Below are 22987 nucleotides of genomic sequence, written 5' to 3' on the forward strand. Positions count from 1 at the left end.
ACGGGAAGGTCAAGCGGTTATTTTGGAGGAGGGGCTCTTTAACAACATACTGAGCGCAAGGGGCGCCTCAACGGCCTGGCTAAAAAGAAAACCCTGGCCCAAATGATATCCGGAGTTGCGCAGCGTTTGCCGCTGCTGTTCGGTTTCAATCCCTTCGGCAATGATATCGATGGATAACTTTTGCCCCAGAATACCCATACTTTCCACGATGCCCAAAATAGCTGCTTCGTTGTTCATGCGGCGGATAAAGTCGCGATCGAGTTTTATGCAGTCCAGTGGGTAGTTCATCAGGTGGGTTAAGGAAGAGTGCCCAGTGCCAAAATCATCGAGCGCAATTCGGATCCCCATTTCCTTGAGCATTTGCAAAGCACGCAGCACATACTTCGAACCATGCTTATTGAAGGCGTGCTCGGTCACTTCCAGCTCAATCAGATGGTGAGGGATGTTAAACATCTGCAAGCGCTGCAGGAATGTTTCGGCGTAGCTATCGCGTAAAAATTCGATAGGGGAAGCATTCAGTGACACGGGCAAAACTTCGGCGCCAGAAGCCAGCCAGGCCGAGATATCGGCAAACACCTTCATCTGCATGGTTTCGCCGATTTTGGTTGCCAACTCGTAGTCGTTAAACGCTTCGCAGACGCTATCCGGCGTCTGGATGCCGTTTTGCGGGCAATACCAGCGCAGCAGAGCCTCAAAGCCGACAAGGGTACCGGTTGCCAGATTGACCTTGGGCTGATAGCTGGGGCGGATCTGGTTGTTACGCACAATCTGACGGGCGTGATTAAGCTGTGTCGCACGTTCTCTGGCTTTATCCATCATCTGCGGATTAAACATATAAACGCCGCCACGGCCGCCGTCTTTGAGTTCGTACAGGGCGGTATCGGCACATTTCATCAATTCTGACGCGTCACGGGCATCCTGCGGGTAGAGGGCTCCGCCAATACTCATGCCACAATGAAGCGCTTTACCGCCATGGGTGACCGGTGTTTCAAGCTGCAGCAGAAAGTTATTGGCGATTTTGAAAATATCCTGCTCGTTTTCTACGTCGCTGATCACCACCGCAAACTCATCGCCACCCAATCGGGAGACAAATGAGTTGGGGTTCAAATCAGACTTGAGTCGCCGGGCCAATACACGCAACAGATGATCGCCGGCATCGTGCCCCAGGGTGTCGTTCACCAGCTTAAAGTGGTCGAGATCCAGCAAAATCAGCCCAAGCGATTTATTATTGGCCAGCGAGCGTTTCATTTCCTGTTTTAATCTTTTCTTGAATAACCGTCGGTTGGGCAGACCGGTCAATTCGTCATATTCACTGGCGATCAGTAAGCGTTTTTCAGCTATCCGTTGAGAGGTGACATCGCGCGAAACGCACAATATATTTTGTATCCGGGAGTCCCTGTCGATCACCGGAGTGAGGATATTATCCCAGTGCTGCAAGGAACCATCCGCCTTGGCGCTAAGACCGGCGAATCTGGCATTTCTTCCGCTTAACACCTTGCGTAGCGCTTTTTGGCCACGCTGGCGAACTTCCGGCTGCAGCAGACCCAACCAGGGCATGCCAAACTGTTGCTGGTTCTCATCTACGCCCAAAGCGATGTTGCCGGCTTTGTTCATATGCAGTAATGAACCGTCATTATTAATCACTTTGATACAGTCGACGCTGGCATCAAGCATATTTTTCTGCGCTGCCAGCTTCTCGGCAATGATTTGTTTTTCCAGCATTTGCTGATGGATGTCGGTACAGCTGAGAAACCAATGGTGTTGCGCGGAATTCGGGGCTTTTTTTGTGCCGAACGACAGTAAAAACCAACGATACTCACCACTGCAATGGCGCAGACGGGCCTGATAAACGAACGAGGTGATGGCGGTTATCGACCGTTGCCACAACGAGTTGATATGCGCATAGTCATCCGGATGCAGAGCTTTCAACCAGCAGGCGTCCTGGTTATCAAATGAAGCAAGGCCGGTATATTCACACCATAACCTATTGAAATGTCCCCCGAGGCTATTACCTACGCCAATGAGATTCGGCAAGCCGTCAAATATTTCATTAGCCATATCAACAGGATGATTGTCATCACTGTGCTCGGGTAAAACACTCATTTGTCATTTCCTCTGAAAACCGCTCGGCATTCACGCCAAAAATATTTTTTGCCAGCGGAAATCATTATGTAGCCTGGCCTGTGCAATAAAAAAACCACCAGAGAGAATGAGATATAATCCCGGGCAACACATTAGGAATACTCTCGTATTTATGTTTTTTTACTCATCCAATTTTCTCCGGCTGTTTTCACTGTTAAATATCATTAAACCGTTATATCGACAGATATAAAAAAGCCCCCGTGATTAAGCGGGGGCTGGTGTAATTATAGCTTATGGGAGGATTTATTTATCAAGCGCATAAGCAATGACGTAGTCGCCGCGGTCTGGCGACTGGCGTGCGCCACCGGCGGAGATCACAATGTACTGTTTGCCGGTAACCGGCGAAACATAGCTCATTGGCGTGCCGCCGCTGCCGACAGGCAAACGTGCTTTCCAGACTTCTTCACCGGTGGAAGAATCAAAGGCTCGCAGGTAGTAATCCTGAGTGCCCGCAATGAACACCAGGCCGCCCTGAGTGGCTAACGTACCGCCCAGCGTTGGCATGCCCACCGGCATTGGTGCGCGCATTTTGATGCCGAATGGCCCGGTATCCTGCACCGTACCAGCCGGGACTTGCCACACTACTTTCTGCGTTTTCAGATCGATAGCGGACAGGGTGCCGAAAGGCGGTTTCTGGCAGGGAATGCCCAACGGTGACATAAAGCGGTTCTTGTTCACGCCGTAAGGGGTTCCTTTCAGCGGCACGGCACCCATCCCGGTGTTGACCGACTCACCGCCGTTGCTGGCTGGCGCGTTGGCATCGGTTTTCTGCGGGATCATCTGTACCCACAGCCCCAGACGCATATCATTGGCAAAGATATAGTGGTTGTTGGGATCGGTCGACAGACCACCCCAGTTCATGCCACCCAGCGAACCGGGGAAGCTGAGTGAGATATCGGTGTCTGGCGCGGTGAACAGCCCGTCATAACGCATCGACTTAAAGCTGATGCGGCACATCAGTTGATCGAACGGCGTTGCGCCCCACATATCGGACTCAGTCAGTTTCTGATTGCCGATCTGCGGCATGCCGACAGAGAAGGGTTGAGTGGCCGAGTATTGCTCGCCAGGGATGGTGCGGGTTTTCACCGGCAGTTCTTTAACTTCGGTCAAAGGTTTACCGGTATGGCGATCCAGCACGAAGAGCTGACCGGTTTTGGCACCAATCACCAGCGCCGGTTTGCTGGTGCCATCCTTCATTGGGAAATCGATCAGGCTCGGCTGCATGGGCAGATCGAAGTCCCACAGGTCGTTATGAACGGTTTGATAGACCCATTTTTCTTTACCGGTGGTGGCGTCCAGCGCCAGGATAGAGGCGCCGTATTTGTGATCCAGTGCGTTACGGTTAGCCCCCCACAGGTCAACCGATGAGCTGCCCATTGGCAGGAACACGGTATTCATTGCCGGGTCGTAGGACATCGGCGCCCAGGAATTCGGCGTACTGCGCACGAAGGTCTGCCCCGGTTTCAAAGCTGAATTCGGATCTTGATTACCTGGGTCGAACGCCCAGCGCATTTCACCGGTGATCACGTCGAAACCACGCAGTACGCCGCCAGGCATATCGGTTTGCACGTTGTCGGCTACGCGGCCGCCGACCACGATGGTGGTACCGGCCAGTGTAGGGGCAGAGGTCAGTTGGTATTTGGGATCTGCAGCATCCCCCAGACCGGCCTTAAGATCGACCACACCCTGCTGGCCAAAGTTCTGACAGAACTCGCCGTTATCGGCATTGATCGCCACCAGACGCGCATCGATGGTATTCATCAGAATACGGCGCTGGCAATGGTCACCGGCCGCCAAAGCAGCAGGTATGGCAGGGGTTGAACCCGGCACTGTCGGTGCCGGTAGTGGCTTGGTGACATCAAAGTAGGCCAGGCCGCGACAACGGTTCCAGACCTGAGATTTCGCGTTGATCTCACGCTTCCAAATCTCTTTACCACTGTCGGCATCGACGGCGATGACATTGTTATGCGGCGTACACAGGAAGACGCGGTTACCGACTTGCAGCGGCGTTTGTTGATCTTCGGCACCGTTGCCGTCCGGGCTTAGCGGAGTATCGCCAGTGTGGAAGGTCCAGGCGACTTTCAGCTCTTTAACGTTGTCGCGGGTGATTTGGTCCAATGCCACGAAGCGGCTACCGCCTGGGGTGTTGCCGTAGTTGTCCCAGTCTTTTTGCTGTTTGGCTTTATCCACCGGGATCAACGGCAAGGGTTTTCCGCTGAAAGCAACGGTAGGGTGTGGCTGGAACATCTGCACAAAGGTGCCAACCATGCCCACCACCAGTACCGCGCTGAGCAGGTAGGACAGCTTTGCCAGCGGCGCTTTGCCTTCCGATTTACGCAGCGTGGGCCAACCAAGAAAGGCCAGCAGCATCAAACCGGCAGGGACCATTAACCGTGAAACCAGTGGCCAGAAATCGAAACCGGCATCGTACACCGACCAAATCAGCGTGCCGATAAACACCAGCAGGAACAACAGTACCGCTGAAGATTTACGACGGAAGAATTGCACTGCACTAAGCAGGGTGACGATCCCGGCAATCAGGAAGTAGCTGCTGCCCCCGAGCGAGACCAGCTTGCCACCGGCAATGGCAAAGAATAAGCCGACCAGAGTAAGGATTATCCCTAATAAACAACACCATAGTTTAAGTTTTATACCCGGGCGGGCATTTGATTCAGGCATGGCTGATAGACTCCAAAATAATGTTTTTCTTCATGTTTACCTCGATGACCACGATCATGCGTCCTCCCGATCAAAACGGAGTTGCAAAGCGAGGATCAAACGACGGAATGAACATATTGTACCATTTGATTCGTTAGCAAGTTAAGGATATGTTGCTTTTTGGCGGTAATTGTCAGTATGGAGTGCGCTCAAAACGCCCTGTCGGTATCTATGCTATGAGCGGGCAGTAAAACTATGCCGTTGACCGAATCTTGAATAGCTTGCCAGGAATAGGGGTTCCCATGGCGACGGAAGCCATTAACGAAAACCTCAATATTATTTGTTATGACACACGGACTGGGTACAGGACTGCACTATTAATATCGGGCTTAAACCCTGATGTATTTAGGGATAATAAGGGTTGCTAACTTTTATGCGCAGAGAATAGCCGGATCCGTGTTTATATTTTGAGTGGCTGTTATTCCGAGTGAATTAATTGTCACCTTTTCGATTTCTTTAGTTACATAAGGTTAGGGATTTTAATTCAGTACGTTAATATTCGCGTTCCACTTTGCAGTGTTTCGATTGATTGGGCGTCATCGTTTTACCTGCACTGCATAGTGGACGCTAACCTGATTCACCCCCCTTTAAAGCTAAAGGTGAAAAATCTTGGGGTAGGTTTAATAAGTATTTTCCTCTCTCCCATTGTTAACCAATAAGCTCAACGTTCCCTCCGGCATTAATGAATGCGCCCGATATCGAATCCTTAAAACTTCCGAATTTCAAAGCGCTGTTTAACCACACGCAAAACCAACTGCCGCAGCCAGCGATGAGCCGCATCGGCTTCCAAACGGGGATGCCACATTTGCGAAACGGTAATGCCCTGAGTTTTGACCGGCAGTTCAAAAGCATAAAGTGTGGAAGCATCGTCATTGCCTACGGGGTGATTGATCAGGAAAGAGGCCGGGACCAGCGCCACCAAATCAGAGGCCTGAGCCACCGCCAGCGCGGCGGGGAAGCCAGGCACCACGGCGGCAACCTTGCGCTCCAGTCCCAATTCGGTCAGCGCCTGGTCTACCGGCCCGGTTAATAGCCCACGGCGTGAGGCAACCACATGACCACAGGCGGCATACTGTTGGGCCGTAATCTCGGGTTGTTGTTCAAACGGATGGCCTTTGCGCACTACCGCGACAAATCGGTCACGGAACAGGGCTTGCAATCGAATCTCCGGCCCCATGACCCCCAGCACGCCAATCTCAAGATCGACCAGACCTTCGCGCAAATGGGTTGAGCTTTTCTCTGGCTTGGGGGCAAAACACAGGCGTACCAAAGGGGCTTCCTGTGCAGCCGCCGCGATCAGCACGGCGCCAAAGGCCTCGACAAAACCTTCGTTGGCGCGCAGGGTAAAGGTTCGCTCCAGGCTGGATAAACTCAGATCTGATAGCGCAGGGCGAAGCACCGCACGGGCTTCGAACACGGCGCTTTGCGTTCGCTCGCGTATCTCTTCGGCATAGGGTGTCAACACCATCTTGCGGCCGGCACGGACCAATAAAGGATCCCCGGTGACCGCTCGCAGGCGGCTCAACGTGCGACTCATCGCAGAGGCACTTAGCTTAAGGCGACGGGCAGCCCCCGCCACGCTGCCCAGGGTAAGCAAGGCATCGAGAGCAATCAGTAAATTGAGATCGGGTTCTGTCATGTCGAGCATCCTGAACGGTCAATGAAAGCAGGCGTTTGCTGCATGTTATAAGTGCAAATGCTGCGTCTTCCGCAATCTATTCTGCATAGTTATATTTTCTGAATCACAACACAACTGAAATGCTGAGGAAATAATCCATGCCAACATCTCCTTTATCACCCAAGACCATTCTGCTGATCGGCGCATCCCGGGGGCTGGGCTTTGCGATGGCAGAAGAACTGCTGAAACGCGGCGATAAAGTGGTCGCCACTGGCCGCGAATCATCTAAAGAGTCACTTTATCGTCTGGCGGGAAAATACCCTGACAGCCTTGAGGTGGAGACTGCCGATATCACCGTGCCCGAGCAGGTTAATAGTTTGCATCAGCGACTTGCCGGCAGACGTTTTGATCTGTTGTTTGTTAACGCCGGGGTCAAAAATGACGATCGTGAGACCATCGCGGACGTTTCGACCGAAGAGTTCAACCGGGTGATGGTCACTAACGCGCTCAGCCCGATGCGGGTGATAGAAACCTTTAAGGATCGGGTAACACCGACCGGGACCATCGGCGTGATGTCATCCGGGCAAGGTAGCCTGACTAACAACACCAATGGCAAGTTCGAGGTTTATCGGGCCAGTAAAGCCGCACTAAATATGTTGATGCGTAGTTACGCCGCGCGTAATAGCGATGATCCGCGAACCTTGCTGTTGATGGCACCTGGCTGGGTGCGGACCGAGTTGGGCGGGTCAGAAGGGCGTCTGAGTATCGACGAGAGCATTCCGAACCTGCTTAACACCATTGCGGCATATGCCGGACGTCCGGGACTGCATTACCTCGACTATCTGGGTAAAGTCGTGCCTTGGTAATAGCACTGACGCATGAGACAGGTCAGTTTGCCAGCGCTACTGAAGCGCTTTAACCAGAAAATCGATAAAGGCCCATGTTTTCGCCGGCAAGTGCGGGTCAAAAACCGCAGATTGATAAATTGATGTATGTCATTTGGTAGAGCTATCATCAAGCATTATATATAACGGATTATGGCAAATGCTCAGAAGAGATGATGTGATACCACGGGCCTACAAACAGGTGGATGTATTTACCACTTCACCCTTGCAGGGGAATCCCTTGGCGGTGATCCTGGAGGCGGAAGGGTTGAATGAAATGCAGATGCTTTCATTAGCCCGCTGGACCAACCTTTCGGAAACGACGTTTGTTTTCAAGCCGGTTAATCCGGCTGCAGATTATCAAGTGCGTATTTTTACCCCCGAAAAAGAGTTGCCCTTTGCCGGACATCCGACATTGGGTACGGCTCATGCATTATTGGAAGCTGGCCTGGTGACCAAACAGCCGGGGGTTATTATGCAAGAGTGCGGAATTGGACTGGTTGCGATTAATATCTTCCCTGAAGGAACACTGGCGTTTGCCGCACCTGAAGTCACGTTTCGAACGCTGGCTATTGAAGAAAGGGAACGGCTAATAGCGGCTTTTCAGCCTGCGGTTATTGATACAGACCTGATACCGGTGATTGCCGATATGGGCATTCGCTGGCTTATGGTACGTATGCCAAACGCTCAATCCTGCCTGACAATGACGCCGGATCAAGCCATGATTAAAAAGCTGCAAATTGATTGTAATGTTGATGGCGTGGTGATTTATGGTGCCTATTCATCTGGTAGTCCAGCCGATTACGAAATGCGCGCGTTTCTGGTTGAATGGGATAAGTTGGTAGAAGATCCAGTGACTGGCAGTGCTAATGCGTGCCTGGCCCGTTTGTTGAAGGCGACCAACTTCCCCGACGGTGGCCAGACAGCACAGGGGTATCAGGTTCGACAAGGTACCCAACTACATAGAGAAGGCCGGGTTAGCGTTCATTTTATTCACGATGAGCCATGGATTGGCGGGCAGAGTTGCACGCTGATTAATGGCTGGTTGAACATTTAGGCGTAGAGTAATTCACTGATAGGCATCATTGATTTCACAGTGGGTGTTCATCAATAAATAAAAAGCCGATAACCCGCAAAGGTTATCGGCTTTTCGCTTGGTCAGGGCAGGTGGATTAGGCGGCAGGCAATTGCTGCGCGGTTTTTTCCACCAGTGCCAGCAGGACTTTGATATCGTCCAGGCTGACCGTTGGGTTTAACAACGTCATTTTCAGGCAGGTTACGCCATTAAATTCGGTCACCCCGACGTTGGCACGTCCTGACTCCAGCAATGCATCACCAATTCGTTGGTTCAACAGTGCCACTGCGGCATCGCCGCTGGTCGCTAATGACTGCGGACGGTAGCGGAACAGCACGCTGGCCAACTGTGGCTGCATCACCAGTTCCAGCGCCGGTTGGTCGCCGATATAGTGGGCCACCTGTTGCGCCAGCGTCACGCCGTGATCGATGATCGCGGCGTATTGCTGTTGACCCAACGCCTCCAACCCCATCCACAGTTTTAACGCATCAAAACGGCGAGTGGTCTGCAAGGATTTGGACACCAGGTTAGGCACGCCCTGAGCTTCGTCGAACTCGGAGTTCAGGTAGGCCGCCTGATAGCGCATCAGCTCATAGTGACGTGCCTCTTTCAACAGGAAGGCACCGCAGCTGATGGTCTGGAAGAATTGTTTATGGAAGTCCAGGGTAATGGAATCCACTAATTCAATGCCGTCCAGATAGTCACGGTACTTCTCGGAAAGCAGCAACGCACCGCCCCAGGCCGCATCCACATGCACCCAAATTTGGTGTTCTGCCGCCAACTGCGCAATCGCACGCAGTGGGTCGATAGCACCGGCATCGGTAGTGCCTGCGGTAGCGACAATCGCCAGGATCTGCTCGTCATTGGCCTTGGCTTGCGCCAGTTTTTCGGCCAGGTCGTTCACATCCATCCGTGCAAATTGATCGGTTTTCACCAGCGTGACGGATTGGTAACCCAGGCCGAGCAACGCCATATTCTTTTGCACCGAGAAATGGGCGTTTTCAGAACACAAGACTTTAATCTTGCGCAGGTTACCGACCAGGCCATCCTGTTGCACAGAGTGGCCCTGCTTGGCGAAGAAGGCATCGCGTGCCAGCATCAGCCCCATCAGATTGCTCTGGGTACCGCCGCTGGTAAACACACCGGCATCGCCTGGCTGATAACCGACCTGGGTACGCAACCACTCGATCAGCTTCATCTCGATGATGGTGGCTGACGGGCTTTGGTCCCAGGAGTCCATGCTCTGGTTGGTAGCGTTGATCAGCACTTCCGCGGCTTGGCTAATCACCAGGCTTGGGCAATGCAAATGCGCGACACACTGTGGGTGATGCACCGACAGGCTGTCTTTTAAAAAGTACTCAATCGCGCGTTCGATTGCGGCCTGGTTGCCCAGGCCCTGAGGATTAAAATCAAGCGTAATGCGTTCACGCAGTTCGGCAACGGTTTTCCCCTGATACATCTCGGGTTGTTGCAGCCACTGCACTACTGCCTGGCTGCTTTGCTCGATTGCTTGCTGGTAGGCTTCGGTGCTTTGCGCCGAAGCGGCCAGAATCGGGTTTAACCGGGACATCGAATTCACTCCATACCTACAGGCTTGACGCCGGCGGCTAACAGGGCCTGTTCAAACTTATCCAGGAAAATGCCCAGTTCGTCGTTGGTGATCAGCAGGGAAGGCAGCAGACGCAGTACGTTACCATTACGGCCGCCACGCTCCAGGATCAAGCCGGCGTCGAAGCATTTCTTCTGCAACAGTGCAGATAATGCGCCGTCAGCCGGGTAACAACCCATATGATCTTGCGCTTCGTCCGGTTTAACGATTTCCATGCCAATCATCAAGCCCAGGCCGCGCACGTGGCCAATGGCCGGATAACGTTTTTGCAGCTCGGCCAGTTTGGCTTTCAGCCATTCGCCTTGTGCGGCGACCTTAGCGGCCACGTTGTTATCTTTAAGGTGCTGCAGGGTGGTCAGGCCGGTGGCCATCGCCAGTTGGTTACCACGGAAGGTACCGGTATGGTGGCCAGGCTCCCAGGCGTCAAATTCTTTTTTGATACCCAGAACTGCCAACGGCAAGCCGCCACCGACCGCTTTGGACATCACGATGATGTCCGGCTCAATACCGGCGTGTTCGAAGGCGAACAGTTTACCCGTACGGGCAAAACCGGCCTGAACTTCGTCGATAATCAGCAGAATGCCGTGTTCCTGAGTGACTTTGCGAATGCGCTGCAACCACTCGGCCGGAGCCGGGTTAACGCCGCCTTCACCCTGAACCGCTTCCAGGATCACTGCCGCAGGTTTGCGCACGCCGCTTTCGACGTCGTTAATCAGGTTTTCAAAATAGTAGGTCAGTGCCTTGACGCCGGCTTCGCCGCCGATGCCCAGTGGGCAGCGGTATTCATGCGGGTAAGGCATAAACTGGACTTCCGGCATCATGCCGTTAATGGCTTCTTTCGGTGACAGGTTGCCTGTGACCGCCAGCGCGCCATGGGTCATGCCATGATAACCGCCGGAGAAGCTGATCACGCCAGAACGACCGGTGTGTTTTTTCGCCAGTTTCAGTGCGGCTTCGACCGCATCTGCGCCCGACGGGCCACAGAACTGCAGGCAGTATTCCTGGCCTTGTCCCGGCAATAATGAGAGCAAATACTCTGAGAACTGATCTTTCAACGGTGTTGTAAGATCGAGGGTATGTAACGGCAAGCCGCTGGTAATGACATTTTGGATGCTTTGGAGGATGTCAGGATGGTTATGACCCAGAGCCAGCGTACCCGCACCAGCCAGGCAATCAAGATATTGATTATTCTCAACATCGGTGATCCACACGCCTTGGGCTTTCGCAATTGCCAGCGGCAATTTACGGGGGTAACTCCTGACATTCGATTCAAATTCGGCTTGTCTCGCCAAATATGTTTCGTTGTTTACATTTTCTAAACTCACACCGAAATTATCAATACGGACTTTATCCGTCATCATATCTCTCCTACAACTGGGGGTATTAATAACGCCCTAGTTGAATTATTAAATCGAATAGGTAACTACCGTGAAAAAACGCGCCCAATATATGGCTTTTTACCCCCCGGCTCAATAGTTATTTAGCCCAAGGGAATTTATTGTTTTTTCTATTAAAAACAATAAATTGGTGATTTATTGGCCAATAATGCCATCACATGGCCGTAACAGGGGGCTTGACAAGGCACGAAAAACCCCCTCAGAAAAAGTATGGGTACCTGTTCAATCTGTTTGTTTTTTGGACAATTTCCGCGATATCAGGGAAATAAGCCAATGGCAGCGGATTGCAACATGCTGTTTCAATAAGCCAGGCTTTTTTCCACCATTTTCCTTTGCCATCGCCGGAATACCGGGAAGTTCCCGCCTTCTAACCGTCATTACCCTGTCATCCGAGCGTCATCTGCCATTGTTAATTTTGCGCAATGAGATCGATCTCATTGCCAATCAGAGAGGTGTTATGTCGGATTTAATCAGTGTCGCAAAACTGGCGGGGGTGTCACGCGCTACCGCTGCGCGGGCATTTTCTGCTCCATCCTTACTGCGTCCGGAAACCCTCAGCAAAGTGTTGGCAGCATCTCGTCAGCTTGGTTTTCGGCCCAACAGGGTGGCGCAACAGTTGCGCACTCAGTCCACTCGCATTCTGGGCGTCGTTGTGCCGACCTTCAGCAACCCGGTGTTTGCCGAACAGCTCCAGGCAATGGAAGTGATCGCCCAGCAACAAGGCTATTCGCTATTGGTCGCCACCACCGATTACCAGCCGGAAAACGAAGTGCGCATTGTCGAAAGCCTGCTACGTCAGCGCGTCGATGGACTGATCCTGACCGTGGCGGATGCCGAAAACAGTCGGGTACTGACGCTGCTGGAACAAGAGGATATTCCCGTGGTGCTGGTGCACAACCCGGCAGTGAGTGCCGGCGTGCCTTCGGTCTGTGTCGATAACTATCGCGCCATGTATGACGTCACCACGCATTTGCTGCAGCTTGGGCATCATCATATTGGCATGTTGACCGGCCCGATGTGGCAGTCGGACCGCGCTCGCTTGCGTTACCAGGGACATCAGCAGGCGATGCGCGATGGCGGGCTGGCCTCGTTGCCGGTGATTGAAATGCCGGGGCATACCCGCAGCCATTTCAGCCGGCTTGAACCTTATCTGCAAGGCCCGCAGGCGTTGACCGCCTTGCTGTGCTCCAACGACTTGCTGGCATTGAGCACCATTGGCGGGTTGATGCGCGCGGGATACCGGGTGCCGGATCAGGTTTCGGTCGTCGGATTTGACGGTATTGCATTGGGGCAGTCGCTGTTCCCCTCGTTGTGCTCGGTGGTGCAACCGCAGGACGAACTGGGTCGGACTGCCATCACAAACATGCTGGCGCTGTTAGCCGGCGATCCACCCGGTAATGCGGTGATCCCTCATCACTTGCGGCTGGGTGAAAGCCTGGGTCGTCCTCCGGCGCAGACCGGTGACGATCGTTAACTTTTCCATACACACAACACCAGGAACTCTCATGCAAAACATTACCCTGACTCGTCTGGCGACAGCTACGCTGCTGCTTGGTGCCTCGCTGACCGCCCACACCGCACTGGCGGCAGAGGCGGTTTGTTATAATTGCCCGCCGGAGTGGGCCGACTGGGGCACCCAACTGCAAGCGATAGCCAAAGATACCGGTATTCAGGTGCCGCAAGATAACAAGAACTCCGGCCAGTCATTGGCGCAATTGGTTGCCGAGAAAAACAATCCGGTGGCGGACGTGGTGTACTACGGTGTGAGCTTCGGCATTCAGGCCGCCAAATCCGGGGTGGTTACCGATTACAAACCGGCTCACTGGGATCAGATCCCCGAGGGTATGAAGGATCCGCAAGGCAAGTGGGTGGCGCTGCATTCGGGCACCATGGGGTTGATGGTGAACGTCGATGCACTGGGTGGCTTGCCGATACCTCAGTCGTGGAACGACCTGCTAAAACCCGAGTATAAAGGAATGGTCGGTTATCTTGACCCGTCCAGCGCCTTCGTGGGCTACGTCGGTGCGGTAGCGATTAATCTGGCGGAGGGCGGCAATCTCAATGACTTCACCCCGGCAATTAACTATTTCAAAAAGTTGGCCAATAATGCGCCAATCGTACCTAAACAAACCGCCTACGCGCGTGTCTTGTCCGGTGAAATCCCCATCCTGCTCGACTATGACTTCAATGCCTATCGTGCGCGTTATAAAGACCATGTCAATGTTGCCTTCGTGATCCCAAACGAGGGCAGCGTGACCGTTCCTTACGTGATCAGCCTGGTGAAAGGCGCGCCACATGCAGATAACGGCAAGAAAGTGATCGACTACGTGCTCTCTGATAAAGGCCAGTCAATCTGGGCCAATGCCTACTTGCGACCGGTACGTAGTGGGGTTATCTCGGCTGAGGCAGGGTCACGTTTCCTGCCGGACAGCGATTATGCACGGGCGAAAACCGTGGATTATCAGCAAATGGCCGATGCGCAAAAAGCCTTCTCTGCACGGTACCTCAGCGAGGTGAAATAATGTCTTCGCCGAATCTGACATCAAGCCCCCGGAGGGGGGCTGTTTCGTCGCCCAGACGGAGAGGGCGTATTTCTCCGCTGCTGACGATATCACTGGCACCGGCGCTGGCATTTTTCAGCGCTTTTTGGCTGCTGCCGTTTGGCTATCTGGTGGTGATGGGAGCTGGGCCGGATAACAGCACCGGTATTAATGCCTACTGGACGGTACTCAGCCGGCCGCAATATCTCAGCAGTTTTGCCGTCACAGTGACATTGTCACTGATGGTGGCCGTCTGCGCGGTGGCTATCGCCGCTGTCAGCGGTTGTTTTTTGGCGCGCAACGCTTTTCCCGGAAAGGCATTGTTACTGGCGGTCCTGACCTTTCCACTGGCGTTTCCCGGCGTGGTGGTCGGTTTTCTGGTGGTGATGTTGGCCGGTCGCCAAGGGTTGCTGGCGCAAATAGGGCTGTCATTGTTCGGTGAGCGCTGGATGTTCGCCTACTCGCTGAGCGGGCTGTTTATCGGCTATCTCTACTTCTCCATTCCCAGGGTCATTATGACCATTGTCGCCGCCTGCGAAAAACTCGACACCAGCCTGGAGGAGGCGGCTCGCTCTCTCGGGGCCGGTACCTGGCGCATCGTTTGGGACGTGATCGTGCCCGGCATCGGCCCTGCGCTGATCTCCACCGGCGCCATCTGTTTTGCCACCAGTATGGGGGCCTTCGGTACCGCTTTTACGCTGGGGACGCGTTTGAATGTGTTGCCGATTGGGATTTACGGCGAGTTTACCAATTACGCCAACTTTGCCACTGCCGCGGCGCTGTCGGTGCTGCTCGGCGTGGTGACCTGGCTGGCATTGGCGCTGGCACGTCGTCTGTCCAGTGGCAGCATGGGGGCGGCAGTATGAAACGCCCGATTCTGTTTTACAGCCAGTTGGCGTTTACCCTGCTGGTATGCCTGTTCATGATTGTGCCGGTATTGCTGTCGATGCTGGCGGGGATCACGGAAAACTATTTTATCGGTTTGCGCAGTGGCCTGACGACACGTTGGCTGGTTCAGGTATGGCAGATGTACGGCGATACGCTATGGCTTTCGTTCTATTTGGCGCTGGCCTGTCTGCTTTGTACCTTGCTGCTGGGAGTACCGGCGGCCTATGGCCTGCTGAGATCATCCCGGCGTTGGGCGCATTTCATTGAAGAGTGCCTGTTGATGCCGGTCGCCATTCCTGGGTTGGCAACCGCGTTGGGGTTGTTATTGGTCTACGGGCAATTTCAAGCGTTACGCGGCAGTTGGGTGTTTATTCTGATTGGTCATGTGCTGTTTACCTTGCCGTTTATGATCCGCCCGGTGTTATCGGTGATGCGCGCCATGGATCTGCTGCGCCTGGAAGAAGCGGCGGCCAGTCTGGGTGCCGGTTTCCTGCGGCGTTTTATTACGGTGGTGGTGCCGAACTGCACCAGTGGGATCCTGGCAGGGGCCTTTATGGTGCTGACGCTGTCGATGGGGGAATTCAACATTACCTGGATGCTGCACACGCCCCTGACTAAAACACTGCCGGTGGGTTTGGCGGACAGTTATGCCTCCATGCGGCTGGAAGTCGGTTCCGCATACACCCTGATTTTCCTGCTGATGATTGTTCCGTTGCTGCTGGCGTTGCAATGGATCGGCAAGCCACAAAAGACCAAAGAGAAATTGTCATGACACAACCTGTAGCTATACATCTGCGCCACTGCTCGCGAACTTTTGCCGATGGCAATACCGCACTGCATCCGCTGGATTTAGAGGTGAAGCCAGGTGAGACCCTGGTGCTCCTGGGGCCGTCGGGCTGCGGTAAAACCACCACGTTGCGCATTATCAGCGGACTGGAAACGCCGGATAACGGCGGCGAGGTCTGGTTTGACGAACGCAACGTGACTCGCTTGCCGATCGAAAAGCGCAATGTCGGGATGGTGTTCCAAAACTATGCGCTGTTTCCCAACCTGAATGTCGCGCAGAACGTCGCTTATGGGCTGAAGATCCTGCGGATGCCCGCCGCGCAAATTCGCCATCGGGTGGCGGAAATGTTGGAGATGGTCGACTTATCCGCGTTTGCCGACCGCTCTATTCAGGCGTTGTCTGGTGGGCAAAAGCAACGCGTTTCACTGGCGCGTGCGATGGCGGCACAGCCCAAAGTACTGTTGTTCGATGAGCCTTTGGCGGCATTGGACGCCAAGCTGCGGGAACGGCTGCGGGTAGATATCGGTCGCCTGCTGGATACGCTGGGGATCACCGCCGTCTACGTTACTCATGATCAACAAGAAGCCATGGCGTTGGGCGATCGGATCGCGGTGCTGCACCAGGGACGCATTGTGCAGATTGCCACCCCGCGTGAAATTTACCATCAACCGGCGAACGCCTTTGTGGCGGATTTTATCGGCTCGGTTAACTGCGTGCGCGGGGCCGATGGGACAGAACGCTATTGTCGGCCGGAAGATATTGTCCTGGGCAGCCATGAGCTGTCGACGCTGCGCGGCACGGTGCTCCACAGCGTGTTTTTGGGACAGAACCAGCGTGTATTGGTCGATATTGGTACCGCCGTCCCCTTACTGGCAGATTGCAATGCGCGTCAGCATTGGCAGCCTGGCCAACAGGTCGGCGTGCAGGTGGCTCCGCAAGCCTGGTTTACCCTTTAAAACATCAGGAAATGGTTAATATGACCCGCTCTTTTTTACTGGCTCAAATAAGCGATTTGCACATCAAGGCAGGCGGCCGCCTGTCTTATAAGAAAGTGGATACGTTTGCGGCATTGCACGTGGGTATCCAGCGGCTCAATCAACTGGAACCCCGCCCGGATGCGGTAGTGATTACCGGCGATTTGGTAGATTTCGGGCGCGACGATGAATATCAACAATTGCGTCAGGCACTGGCAACATTGACGATCCCCTATTTTGTCATCCCGGGGAATCATGACGATCGTCCGGCCCTGCGGCGCGCATTCGCAGATCACCCGTATTTGCACCTTCAGGATGAGTTTATCCAGTGGGTGTGCGATGACTATCCGGTACGGCTGATTGGTCTGGACTCGACCGAGCCGGGTTTACCCGGTGGACGGCTTTGTGAACAGCGTCTGGCGTGGCTGGATGCGCAGTTGGCCCTGGCCACAGAGCGTCCGACGGTGGTGATGTTGCATCATCCGCCGTTTATCAGCGGTATCACGCATATGGACCGCCAAAGGCTGGCCAACCCGGAAGCGTTGGCTGTGGTGCTACGCCGCCATCCGCAGGTGGTCCGTTTGTTATGCGGCCATTTGCACCGCAGTATCCAGAGCCTGTTTGCCGGGACACTGGCATGCAGCGCGCCGGGGTTATCGCACCAGGTGGCGTTGGATTTACGTCAGGATGGGCCGGCCAATTTCGTGCTCGAACCTGCCGGTTTTTTGCTGCACCGTTGGGCTGCAGGACAAGAGATGACCACTCACCACTGTGTGTTGGGGGAGTATGACGGGCCGTACCCGTTTTACGACGAACAGGGGCTGATTGACTGATCCGGCGCTGGCCGCGGGGCGGTAATTTCGCTCTCCCGCGGTTTTCTGCAATACCGATTTGCATTGAAACAATCCAGAGAGGCACTCCAGGGTGATGCCGGCGTCAGCTAAGGTGTTTTGTGCTCAACCCATGAGTTTTTGCTACTGGGATCCAATTGAGGCAAGAAAACGACTAAGCTGAAAGCAAATAAGTCATTTATGACGCGCGGTTACAACAATGAACCCAATGTCGCGCAGAGATCCCAAGCCGGAGTGCACATGCTCGAACCCTGTTTTGCAGAAAATGAAACCGAACGCCTGTCGGTTTTGAACTCGCTGAACGTACTGGATACGCGTTCGATAGAAAAACTCGACCGTATCACACGGTTAGCCGCAAAGTATTTTGGGGTCAACATTGCCTTGATCTCGTTAATTGACCGTGAGCGTCAGTGGTTCCTGTCACGTTTTGGCCTGGATGTGCGAGAAACCCCGCGCAACATTTCGTTTTGTGGCCACGCCATTTTACAACGCGACGTGTTAGTGGTGCCGGACACGGCCGCTGACCCGCGGTTCTTTGATAACCCGCTGGTGACCGGTGGACCAAGGATCGGTTTCTATGCCGGGCAACCCTTGTTCTCTCTGGATGGTCTGCCGCTCGGTACTCTGTGCATCATCGACAGTCATCCGCAGCCGTTCGCTGCCGAGAAGGTGAGTGACTTACATGATTTTGCCGCCATTATCGAAGAGTATTTGCACAGTATTGAACGGGGTATCCATACCGAAAAGCTCAGATCCAACCTGCAGCGCACCGAAGCCTTATTTGAGCAAACCTTCTCTCAGGCGGCGGTGGGTATGGCCCTGGTCTCACTGGGCGGTTATTGGCTGCGCGTCAACCCGCGTATTTGCGAGATGTTGCAGTACTCTGAGCGAGAATTGCTGGAGTGCACCTTCCAGGACATCACCTTTGCGGAGGATCTGCACGCCGACCTTGGGCTGTTGCAACAGCTCCTGGCCAACGAAATCGACACCTATTCGATGGAGAAACGCTATATACGCGCCGACGGCTCCATGATTTGGGTTCAGCTTACCGTGGCACTCAACCGTTTGCCCAACGGGGAGCCTCACCATTTCATCTCAGTTATTGTCGATATCAGCGAGCGTAAAGCGGCCGAGGCCGACCTCTACACATTGCAACATGAGCTCGAAGATAGGGTAGAGGCCCGTACCCGTGAGTTGAATTTCGTGGTTAACAAACTTAACCAGGAAATTAAAAGCCGGGTACTCACCGAGCATCAACTCAGCACGGAAAAAGAGCGTCTGCGTGCGATTACCGACAACATGCCGGCGCTGATCAGTCAGATTGATGCGGACGAGCGTTATCTGTTTGCCAACAGCGCCTACAAAACCTGGTTTGGTCTGGATGAAGAACACCTCAGCGAAATGACCGTCCAGGCATTTATGGGGGAGGAGGCCTATGCCATGGCCAAACCGATGATCCTGCGGGCGCTGGCAGGCGAAACCGTCAGCTTTGAGAATGAATTCCAAACGCGGCAGGGCTTATTGATGATCCACACCACTCTGGTGCCCAGTGACACCGGCGGGTTCTATATTCTTTCCATGGATATCACCGAGCTTAAACGTTTACAGCGGCGGCTGGAGTACGATGTCAGTCATGACATGTTGACCGGGTTAACCAACCGCCGTGCCTTCCTGCAGCGGCTGGCGGGCACATTGCAGGCCTGTTGTCCTCAACATCCAATGGCGTTGCTGTTTATCGACCTCGATGGTTTCAAAGCGATGAATGACAGCTTTGGTCATGACTTTGGTGACCAGATCCTGAAAACCTTTGCCCGCTTGCTCAGTTTCTGTGCCGGTACCCATCACAGCGTGTCGCGCCTCGCCGGAGATGAATTTACGGTGATCATGTGGCCGCTGACGGATCCGCACCAGCAGGTCAGTGCTTTCTGTGAAAAGCTGTTGGCGCAACTAGCGGCAATAGGGCAGATAGGCAATCAAAGTGTGAACCTGTCTGCCAGTATCGGCGCGGCGATCGCCTGTGATGCCAATACTACGGCCGAGGCGTTGCTGACAAAAGCGGACAATGCCATGTATCTGGCGAAATCCGCAGGGAAAAGAACCTACACCATCTGTTGATGATGGGGCGTTGACCATGGCATCACCGCTTGGGGATCGGCGTCAGCGAATCATAGTTCTTGCGCCGGTAATTAAGCTCGGACAATGCCCACAACACCACAAACAGCACGATGGCGGCGTAGCCGACGCTGCCCATGTTGTCATTGAGGGTTTCAACGCCGCGCCACAGGCCGCCTTGTAACCCCAGTTTGTCGGCGAGTAACCCCAAACCTTCCAGGCCGCCGATCACCAGCGCAATGGCCACGCTGGCGGCGGTAATAGTCATGTTGTAATACAGCTTGCGGATCGGCTTATTGAAGGCCCAGCCATAAGCGCCGACCATCACGAAATTATCCAGCGAGTCAATCAGCGCCATGCCGCTGGCGAACAGCAATGGGAACAGCATGATCGACCAGACCGACAGGCCGGAAGTGGCACCCGCTGCAGAGATCCCCAACAGGCCGACCTCGGTGGCGGTGTCAAAACCCAGACCAAACAAAAAACCGACCAGATACATATGCCAGCTTTTATTCACCAGATTAAAAGCGAAGCGATACAGGCGCGTCATCACGCCGCCGCTGCCGTTAACCAGCAGGGCCACATCTTGTTCCACCAGTTTTTCCCCGCGTTTCACCTGGCGGAAAATTCGGTAAACATCGCGGAAAATCAGCCAGTTCAATAGCGCCATGGCCAACAGGAACAGCGAGGAGATCAGCGTGCCCAGTGTCGCGCCGTACTGATGCAGCCAGCCAATGCGATCGCCAAATGCCAATGAAGTGGCGGCAATGGCAATACACGCCAGGATCACGATGCTGGAGTGACCCAGCGAAAAGAATGCCCCAACGGAAACCGGTCGCTGGCCTTGTTGCATCAGCTTGCGGGTGACGTTATCGATAGCGGCGATATGGTCAGCATCCACCGCATGACGCAGCCCGTAGCCATAAGCCAGTAAAGCGGCAGCGATTAACGCCGGGTAGCGATGAAAGGCGGTAAAAGCGGCTCCCCAGGCCAACAGATTTAACGCCACCAGCGCCAGTAATAACCAAAAGGCGCGGGTATTAGTGCGGAAAAACTCGCGGTTTAACATATCAGGTCCTGTCAAAGGTAGAAGAAGAAGCCGGAGAGTGTTGGGCGCAGGCGACCAGCGCCTGGCCCAACGCCAGCCCGCCGTCACCCGCAGGCAGTTGTTGTGGCAGCAACACCTGCAAGGGGGCCAGATGGTGCTGCAGGCGTTGACGCAGCAAGCGGTTATGCAGCACGCCACCGCTTAACGCCACATGCTCAATGCCATACTGCAGGGCAAAATACCTGGCCAGACTGGCAAAACCCTGTGCCAGCGCATCGTGAAATGCCCAGGCCTGTTGTGGGGCGGGCGCTTGCCAGGTCAGCCACCGTTGCCAGAATGCGGCCAAATCAAATTGTCCGTCTATCAGTGACAATGTCACAGGATGTGGGCAAGGCCCACTTTGGTGCGCCAGTGCTTCAAACCGGCTGGCGGCTTCTCCCTCCCAGCTTTGCTGTGCCGGGGCACAGCCCAGGCTGGCGGCGGCGGCGTCAAACAAACGGCCACAGGAGGAGGCCAGTGGGGCATTAATACCGGCGTTAATCGCTTGCAGCAGCGGTTGCCAGGGCTGTATCAACAGCCGTTCGGCCTGAGGATAACTTTGCCAGTCCGGTACAAAACGCGCGAAGTGCGCCAACTGATTACGCCAGGGTTGCTGTGCCGCAAGGTCGCCGCCGGGCAACGCCACGGCGGGTAATCCCCCCAGGTGGCGACAGCGACGATAATCAACCAGCAGACACTCGCCGCCCCACAGGGCACCGTCCTGGCCGTAGCCGAGACCATCCAGCGCCAGGCCGATCACGGCGCCACCCTCCAGTGGCCATTGATGTTCGGCCAGACAAGCGGCCAGATGTGCATGATGATGCAGCACCGGGGTCACCGGCAGTGACTGCCGGGCCGCCCATTGATGACTGACATAATGAGGATGGGCATCGCTGGCCAGCCGTTGTGGCTGACAATGGTACAAACCGGTGAAGTGCTCGATGGCCTGTTGCCACTGTTGCTGAATATCCTCTTGCTCCAAATCGCCAAAATGCGCGCTGAGCAGGGCCTGATGGCCTTGCACCAGGCAAAAGGTATTTTTGCGATCGCCACCTACCGCCAGCAGCGCCTGCTGAGCAGGGAAGCCGGGTGGCAGCGGCAGGGCGTCGGGAACGAACCCGCGCGCCCGGCGCAGCATCTCATGGCCTTCGGGCAGCAAACGCACCAGCGAGTCGTCAGCGCGTTGCAGGATCTCGCGATCGTGCATCAGCCACAGATCGGCAATCTCGACCAAATCAGCCAATGCCTGGTCATTGGTTAACGCCGGGGCCCGGCCACTGGCATTGCCTGAGGTCATCACCAGCGGGCGCGGTATCGCCTGCATCAGTAAATGTTGAACCGGGTTGGCCGGCAACATCAAACCGACTTCATCCAGCCCCGGAGCCACGGCGGCAGACAGCGGCGAATAAGGGGATTGGGGGATCAGTACCACAGGCGCGGTGGGCGAAGTTAACAATGCCTGTAATTGCGCCTGATCAACGCCATTGGCGCAGCGTACCAGCCAATCCGTGCCCGGTAACATCACCGCCAGCGGTTTGCTGGGCCGCCGTTTACGCAGCCGCAGACGCTCGACGGCCTGGGTATTGGTAGCATCGCAAGCCAGATGAAAGCCCCCCAGGCCCTTGATCGCCACAATCTGCCCGGCGGCCAACGCCGCCGCCGCCTGTTGTAGCGCTTCATCCCCCTGATGTTGCGCTGGCCCTGGCGCCAGACAGCTAAACAACTGTGGGCCGCAATCGCTGCAGGCCACTGGTTGGGCATGAAAACGTCGGTCCTGCGCAGAATGGTATTCCCAGGCGCAGTGCGGACAGAGGGTGAAGGGCGCCATGCTGGTCGCCGGGCGATCGTAAGGCATGGCGCGAATAATGGTAAAGCGCGGACCGCAATGAGTGCAGTTGATAAAGGGATAACGGTAGCGACGATCCTGTGGATCGTTCATTTCCTGCAGGCATTGTGGGCAGGTCGCGGCATCCGGCACGATCTGGGTCGCCATAGCGCCGTTTTGACTGGGGCGGATACTGAAATCGGTGGGGGCTTGTAGCCAGGTAAACGCACACTGCCCAATGCGGTCGATTTGTGCCAACGGGGGGGCCTGTTGGTGTAACACGTGCAGGAACACTTCAAGATCGACCGGTTGTACCAGGCGAATTTCCACCCCGGCGCTGTCGTTCCAGACTTCACCACGCAGGTTGAGCTGTTCGGCCAGTTGCCAGACAAAAGGCCGGAAGCCGACGCCCTGTACCTTGCCGCTGATGCGCAGCAGTAATCCTGAATGGGACACTTTTTATTACTCTCTGTGGGTGAA

Annotated in this window: 16 protein-coding genes; 9 read left to right on the forward strand and 7 right to left on the reverse strand. The window is 54.8% G+C overall.

The genetic code is table 11. The features are described 5' to 3' along the window. Window positions 1-9: 9 nt before the first annotated feature. From E5C26_RS12235 to E5C26_RS12245, 3 genes are all read right to left on the reverse strand, one after another. Window positions 10-2103, reverse strand: a complete 2094-nt coding sequence (locus tag E5C26_RS12235; protein ID WP_135316545.1) for a bifunctional diguanylate cyclase/phosphodiesterase — start codon at window positions 2101-2103, stop codon at window positions 10-12. 282 nt (window positions 2104-2385) lie between these two features. Next, on the reverse strand, window positions 2386-4821 hold the full coding sequence (locus E5C26_RS12240; protein WP_135316546.1) for a glucose/quinate/shikimate family membrane-bound PQQ-dependent dehydrogenase: 2436 nt from the start codon (window positions 4819-4821) through the stop codon (window positions 2386-2388). 745 nt (window positions 4822-5566) lie between these two features. Further along, the gene (locus E5C26_RS12245) at window positions 5567-6499 is read right to left on the reverse strand and encodes a LysR family transcriptional regulator (RefSeq protein ID WP_135316547.1); all 933 of its coding nucleotides are present in this window, start codon (window positions 6497-6499) and stop codon (window positions 5567-5569) included. 137 nt (window positions 6500-6636) lie between these two features. Between E5C26_RS12245 and E5C26_RS12250 the strand changes: the two genes are divergently transcribed. Together E5C26_RS12250 and E5C26_RS12255 are read left to right on the forward strand one after the other, a co-directional pair. Further along, window positions 6637-7344: an SDR family NAD(P)-dependent oxidoreductase gene (locus E5C26_RS12250; protein ID WP_135316548.1), complete on the forward strand. Its 708-nt coding sequence runs from the start codon at window positions 6637-6639 to the stop codon at window positions 7342-7344. A 178-nt stretch (window positions 7345-7522) separates the two neighbouring features. Then, on the forward strand, window positions 7523-8419 hold the full coding sequence (locus E5C26_RS12255) for a PhzF family phenazine biosynthesis protein (RefSeq protein WP_135316549.1): 897 nt from the start codon (window positions 7523-7525) through the stop codon (window positions 8417-8419). A 115-nt stretch (window positions 8420-8534) separates the two neighbouring features. On the opposite strand, the gene E5C26_RS12260 is transcribed toward E5C26_RS12255, so the two are convergent. Both E5C26_RS12260 and E5C26_RS12265 read right to left on the reverse strand, forming a co-directional pair. Continuing rightward, window positions 8535-10007 carry a pyridoxal phosphate-dependent decarboxylase family protein gene (locus E5C26_RS12260; protein ID WP_135316550.1) on the reverse strand — a complete coding sequence of 491 codons (1473 nt, stop codon included), beginning with the start codon at window positions 10005-10007 and terminating at the stop codon, window positions 8535-8537. A gap of 5 nt (window positions 10008-10012) precedes the next feature. Next, on the reverse strand, window positions 10013-11404 hold the full coding sequence (locus E5C26_RS12265; protein ID WP_135316673.1) for a diaminobutyrate--2-oxoglutarate transaminase: 1392 nt from the start codon (window positions 11402-11404) through the stop codon (window positions 10013-10015). Between the two features lie 496 nt (window positions 11405-11900). Between E5C26_RS12265 and E5C26_RS12270 the strand changes: the two genes are divergently transcribed. From E5C26_RS12270 to E5C26_RS12300, 7 genes are all read left to right on the forward strand, one after another. Further along, on the forward strand, window positions 11901-12917 hold the full coding sequence (locus E5C26_RS12270; protein ID WP_135316551.1) for a substrate-binding domain-containing protein: 1017 nt from the start codon (window positions 11901-11903) through the stop codon (window positions 12915-12917). Window positions 12918-12948: 31 nt separating this feature from the next. Further along, window positions 12949-13965 (forward strand): ABC transporter substrate-binding protein, encoded by a 1017-nt coding sequence (locus E5C26_RS12275; RefSeq protein WP_135316552.1) that lies wholly within the window; start codon window positions 12949-12951, stop codon window positions 13963-13965. Then, window positions 13965-14849, forward strand: a complete 885-nt coding sequence (locus E5C26_RS12280) for an ABC transporter permease (protein ID WP_135316553.1) — start codon at window positions 13965-13967, stop codon at window positions 14847-14849. The genes E5C26_RS12275 and E5C26_RS12280 overlap by 1 nt, the downstream gene beginning before the upstream one ends. After that, entirely contained in the window at window positions 14846-15643 is a 798-nt protein-coding gene (locus E5C26_RS12285) for an ABC transporter permease (protein ID WP_135316554.1), read from the forward strand. The genes E5C26_RS12280 and E5C26_RS12285 overlap by 4 nt, the downstream gene beginning before the upstream one ends. Next, entirely contained in the window at window positions 15640-16614 is a 975-nt protein-coding gene (locus E5C26_RS12290) for an ABC transporter ATP-binding protein (protein ID WP_135316555.1), read from the forward strand. Before E5C26_RS12285 ends, E5C26_RS12290 begins: the two co-directional genes overlap by 4 nt. 20 nt (window positions 16615-16634) lie before the next feature. After that, window positions 16635-17465 carry a phosphodiesterase gene (locus tag E5C26_RS12295; RefSeq protein ID WP_135316556.1) on the forward strand — a complete coding sequence of 277 codons (831 nt, stop codon included), beginning with the start codon at window positions 16635-16637 and terminating at the stop codon, window positions 17463-17465. Window positions 17466-17723: 258 nt separating this feature from the next. Next, window positions 17724-19598: a diguanylate cyclase domain-containing protein gene (locus E5C26_RS12300; RefSeq protein WP_135316557.1), complete on the forward strand. Its 1875-nt coding sequence runs from the start codon at window positions 17724-17726 to the stop codon at window positions 19596-19598. A 22-nt stretch (window positions 19599-19620) separates the two neighbouring features. On the opposite strand, the gene E5C26_RS12305 is transcribed toward E5C26_RS12300, so the two are convergent. Both E5C26_RS12305 and hypF read right to left on the reverse strand, forming a co-directional pair. After that, window positions 19621-20664 carry a HoxN/HupN/NixA family nickel/cobalt transporter gene (locus tag E5C26_RS12305; protein ID WP_135316558.1) on the reverse strand — a complete coding sequence of 348 codons (1044 nt, stop codon included), beginning with the start codon at window positions 20662-20664 and terminating at the stop codon, window positions 19621-19623. A 1-nt stretch (window position 20665) separates the two neighbouring features. Further along, window positions 20666-22963, reverse strand: a complete 2298-nt coding sequence (hypF, locus tag E5C26_RS12310; RefSeq protein ID WP_135316559.1) for a carbamoyltransferase HypF — start codon at window positions 22961-22963, stop codon at window positions 20666-20668. Between the last annotated feature and the right edge of the window lie 24 nt (window positions 22964-22987).

Source organism: Serratia proteamaculans (assembly GCF_004684015.1).
In the GTDB taxonomy this organism is placed as follows: domain Bacteria; phylum Pseudomonadota; class Gammaproteobacteria; order Enterobacterales; family Enterobacteriaceae; genus Serratia; species Serratia proteamaculans_F.